At 43.8% G+C, this 4,135-nt stretch carries 4 protein-coding genes; 3 read left to right on the top strand and 1 reads right to left on the bottom strand.

The features are described from left to right. Positions 1 to 499 precede the first annotated feature (499 nt). The 3 genes from AB4482_RS10290 to AB4482_RS10280 are packed head-to-tail and all read left to right on the top strand — an operon-like array spanning position 500 to position 3,222. Positions 500 to 721: a FeoA family protein gene (locus AB4482_RS10290; RefSeq protein WP_004734203.1), complete on the top strand. Its 222-nt coding sequence runs from the start codon at positions 500 to 502 to the stop codon at positions 719 to 721. After that, positions 722 to 2,995: a Fe(2+) transporter permease subunit FeoB gene (feoB, locus tag AB4482_RS10285; protein WP_017061939.1), complete on the top strand. Its 2,274-nt coding sequence runs from the start codon at positions 722 to 724 to the stop codon at positions 2,993 to 2,995. Further along, a complete protein-coding gene (locus tag AB4482_RS10280) occupies positions 2,992 to 3,222 on the top strand; it encodes a FeoC-like transcriptional regulator (protein ID WP_017061938.1) in 231 nt (76 codons plus the stop codon). Before feoB ends, AB4482_RS10280 begins: the two co-directional genes overlap by 4 nt. A gap of 132 nt (positions 3,223 to 3,354) precedes the next feature. Here AB4482_RS10280 and AB4482_RS10275 read toward each other — a convergent pair whose 3' ends face one another. After that, a complete protein-coding gene (locus tag AB4482_RS10275) occupies positions 3,355 to 3,783 on the bottom strand; it encodes an HIT domain-containing protein (protein WP_017061937.1) in 429 nt (142 codons plus the stop codon). Positions 3,784 to 4,135: the final 352 nt, after the last annotated feature.

Raw genomic sequence — 4,135 nt, 5'->3', positions numbered from 1 at the left:
GAGATACGAGATACGAGATAAATGGGGAGTTTAAAAAGGTTGTTGGGATAAAACAAAGGGAAGAAAAAAAATATCGTGGCATAGCCGGGGGGACTATACCACGGGTGCCAACGACACCTTCGCTTGCTGCCGGAGTGATATAGCAAAGCCATATCACCTCTGGAATAAAATTAAAGAGAAGTAGTTTCTCTTAGATGGAGTAACTATACGTCCAGCTACTTATTTTACTTATAAAATTAACGACAGATACCTATGATAAAACCGACATTGTCTCAAGTGATTGATAATTAATGATTTGTTTTTGTTTGGGAGGGTTTGTACTAGTGAGGTAGTTCTCGCTAGTTGTTGAAAGTAACGTTTTTGACGTAAACGTTTTTAACGAAACTTACGAGTATGTATTTTCGAAAACATTGATTTCACACAATAGAATTGTGGGCATGTATGTGTATCATGGCGTTAATAACAATCTTTCTCATTATCAGTCACGAATTGGGTACTTATGAAACTCTCACAATTAGAGCAAGGAAAGGCGGCTTCTATTGTTGCACTAACAGGTTTAACACCAGACGTAAGGAAGAAACTTATGGTCATGGGTATGTTGCCAAAAACCGAGGTGACGCTTATCCGCCGTGCACCTATGGGTGATCCGCTTCAAGTTGAAGTGAGAGGTGTTTCTATCGCCATTCGTGAAAGCATTGCAGAACAAATCGAGGTTATCTAAATGGATTATCAAGTTCTTACCGTTGGTAACCCGAATAGTGGTAAAACAACACTGTTCAACGCACTGACTGGTGCTAAGCAGCACGTTGGTAACTGGGTTGGTGTCACTGTTGAAAAGAAGACGGGTTTATACTCGCACGCTGGTGATCAGTTTCAACTAACGGATTTACCGGGTATCTACGCACTAGACAGTGGTAATGATGCGAACAGCATCGATGAGTCTATCGCGTCTCGCGCTGTTTTAACTCACCCAGCAGATGTGATCATCAATGTTGTCGACGCTAACTGTCTAGAACGAAGCTTATATATGACATTACAGCTGCGTGAGTTGGGTCGCCCAATGATCGTTGTGTTGAACAAAATGGATGTATTAAAGCGCGAACGTCAGGTGATTAACCTTAAAGCACTAGAGAAAGAGCTAGGTTGCCCAGTTTTAAGCTTGTCTGCAAACGATAAAGGTCAAGTGGTTCGCTTTAAAGAGCGTCTGCATAAACTGCTTGTTCAAGGTGTGAGCCTTGACCCTATCTCTATTGATTACGATGCCGCGTTAGAAGCTCTTATCCCTTCTGTTGAGTCACAATTTGATGATGCTGACGTATCTCACCGAGCGCTAGCGATTCGTGCTTTAGAAAATGATTACTTGGTATTGAATGGTTTAGCCCCACAAACTCGCACTCAAATTGATAGCGTGCGTCTTGGTGCCGATTTCGATATTGACCTTGCTGTTGCTGACGCTAAATACACTTTCTTACATGACCTTTGTAAACGTGTTCGTCGCAGCGAAGGCAAACTAAGCCGTAACTTTACAGAGAAAGCAGACCAATTCATTTTGAACAAATGGGTCGGTATTCCTTTCTTCTTCGTTATCATGTACCTAATGTTCATGTTCTCTATCAATATCGGTAGTGCGTTTATCGACTTCTTCGATATTGGTGTTGGAGCAATATTAGTTGATGGTGGACACCACTTATTAGATGGCCATTTACCAGTTTGGTTAGTCACTGTACTTGCTGATGGTATTGGCGGCGGTATCCAAACGGTTGCGACCTTTATTCCTGTTATCGCAGCGCTTTACCTATTCTTAGCGGTACTAGAAAGCTCAGGCTACATGGCTCGTGCTGCATTTGTACTTGATAAAGTGATGCAGAAGATTGGTTTACCGGGTAAAGCATTTGTCCCACTTGTACTGGGCTTTGGTTGTAACGTGCCTTCAATCATGGCAACTCGTACTCTTGACCAAGAGCGCGAACGTAAACTAGCAGCATCAATGGCGCCGTTTATGTCATGTGGTGCTCGTTTACCGGTATACGCACTGTTCGCGGCGGCGTTCTTCCCAGGTGCAGGACAAAACGTAGTATTCGCTCTGTACATCATGGGTATCGTTGCTTCTGTATTTACGGGTTTGTTCCTGAAAAACACGATCTACCCAGGTAGCAGTGATAGCTTAGTGATGGAAATGCCAGATTACGAATTGCCGACAGTGCAAAACGTAATGTTGAAAACTTGGCAGAAGCTGAAGCGTTTCGTACTTGGTGCAGGTAAAACAATCGTGATGGTTGTGGCTATTCTTAGCTTCCTAAACTCTCTAGGTATGGACGGCAGCTTTGGTAACGAAGATAGCGAAAACTCAGTACTGTCTAGAGCAGCTCAAGTTGTAACACCTGTATTCCAACCAATTGGTATTACTGAAGAGAACTGGCCTGCAACGGTTGGTATCATCACAGGTATTTTCGCTAAAGAAGCCGTTGTTGGTACATTAAATAGCCTATATACAACGCCTTCTGATGAAGAAGCAGCTGAGTTTGACTTAGCAGCAAGCCTGCAAGAAGCGGTAATGACGATCCCTGAAAACCTAGCCGGATTGAGCTACTCAGATCCATTAGGTATTGAAGTTGGCGACTTGTCTGACTCTAATTCTGTAGCAGCTGACCAAGAAGTCGATACCTCTATCTTTGGTAACTTGAAAGACAAGTTTGTATCTGGTCATGCGGCATTCGCTTACTTAATTCTTATCCTGCTTTACACGCCTTGTGTGGCCGCGATGGGTGCTTATGTTCGTGAATTTGGTCAGACGTTTGCACGCTTCATCGCGGTTTGGACGATGGCTCTTGGTTACTTTGGTGCGACTTTCTACTACCAAGCGGCAAACTTTGCTGCGCATCCTGTGACAAGTGCAGTATGGATGGTGGCGATTGCTGGTGGTTTTGTGGTGACGTATCGCGTCTTCAAGAAAGTGGGCAGTAAGCAGAAAGCACTAGAGGTGCAAGTAGTATGATTTTAACTGAACTTCATCAATACATTGATAGCCACGGCGTTGCGGCTCGTAAAGAGCTCGCTGCAAAGTTTGGCATGAGTGAAGATGGCGTCGATGCGATGCTGAGTGTTTGGGTCAAGAAAGGGAAAGTTTCTCGCTTGGTCGATACGAATAAGCATGGTCATACAACGCGTATTCGCTACACCATCAGCAAACAAGATGGTTTGTCGCTTAACGTGATGATGTAGTTCGGTCTTCAGACTCTCGTTGAAAAAGGCGAGATTAGAAAATGACAAAGCCGCTTATCTAAGATGAGCGGCTTTTTGTTATGTGTCTTTTCTGAAGTGTTTTGCTTTAAAGCTCAATGAGATGAACTCGAATTATGCTTTCTTGAAGATAGAGCTCAGTGACAGAACGTTTTGGATACGAGTCAGGATAGCGGCTTGATCTTCTTCACTGCGCTGTTCGCCTTTTGTATTACCCCATACTGGGCCGGGCCAAGCAATGTCGTCTTTGAAGCGTGCAATATGGTGGATGTGCAGTTGTGGCACCATATTACCCAGCGCACCAAGGTTCAATTTGTCTGGTTGGAACGTTGCTTCTAATGCTTGGCTTACCGCCTGAGATTCATGTAGGAACTGCTGTTGCTCTTTCATTGGTAAGTGGTGCAACTCTTTTAGGTTGGCACGTTTTGGTACCAAGATAACCCAAGGCACTGCGTTATCTTTGTGTAGCAGGGCTAAGCTCAGTGGAAATTCGCCGATAAGTGTGGTGTCTTTCGCAAGTTGCGGGTGAAGTTCGAAGCTCATGATCTTTCCAATTAATTGTTTTACATGAGTATAAGGTCGGAGTTTGAATGTGGCTAGGGCTTACGTTCTCAATAAGCAGATTCCCTATCACGTTCGTCCCTCACTGTAGGGAATGATGGTGAGAAGAGGGATAACGATTTGGTGTGGTTTGATGGCGCATCATTGATGTTGTCTTGGATTCACTACACCTATTCTCGTCATCTCCTAGAGCGACGAATGAGCGTAATAGGAGATCTCTTGCTGTGTAGGTTAGCTAATCGCTTAAATAATCGAGTAAACAAACCTCCAGACAAAAAAAAGGTTGACGCTTTCACGTCAACCTTTCTAATTTTCTCGAATCTCGAATCTCGAA

This window comes from Vibrio sp. 10N.222.55.C7 (assembly GCF_041473335.1).
Lineage (GTDB): Bacteria > Pseudomonadota > Gammaproteobacteria > Enterobacterales > Vibrionaceae > Vibrio > Vibrio crassostreae_C.
This window is presented reverse-complemented; position numbering and strand designations above follow the sequence as displayed.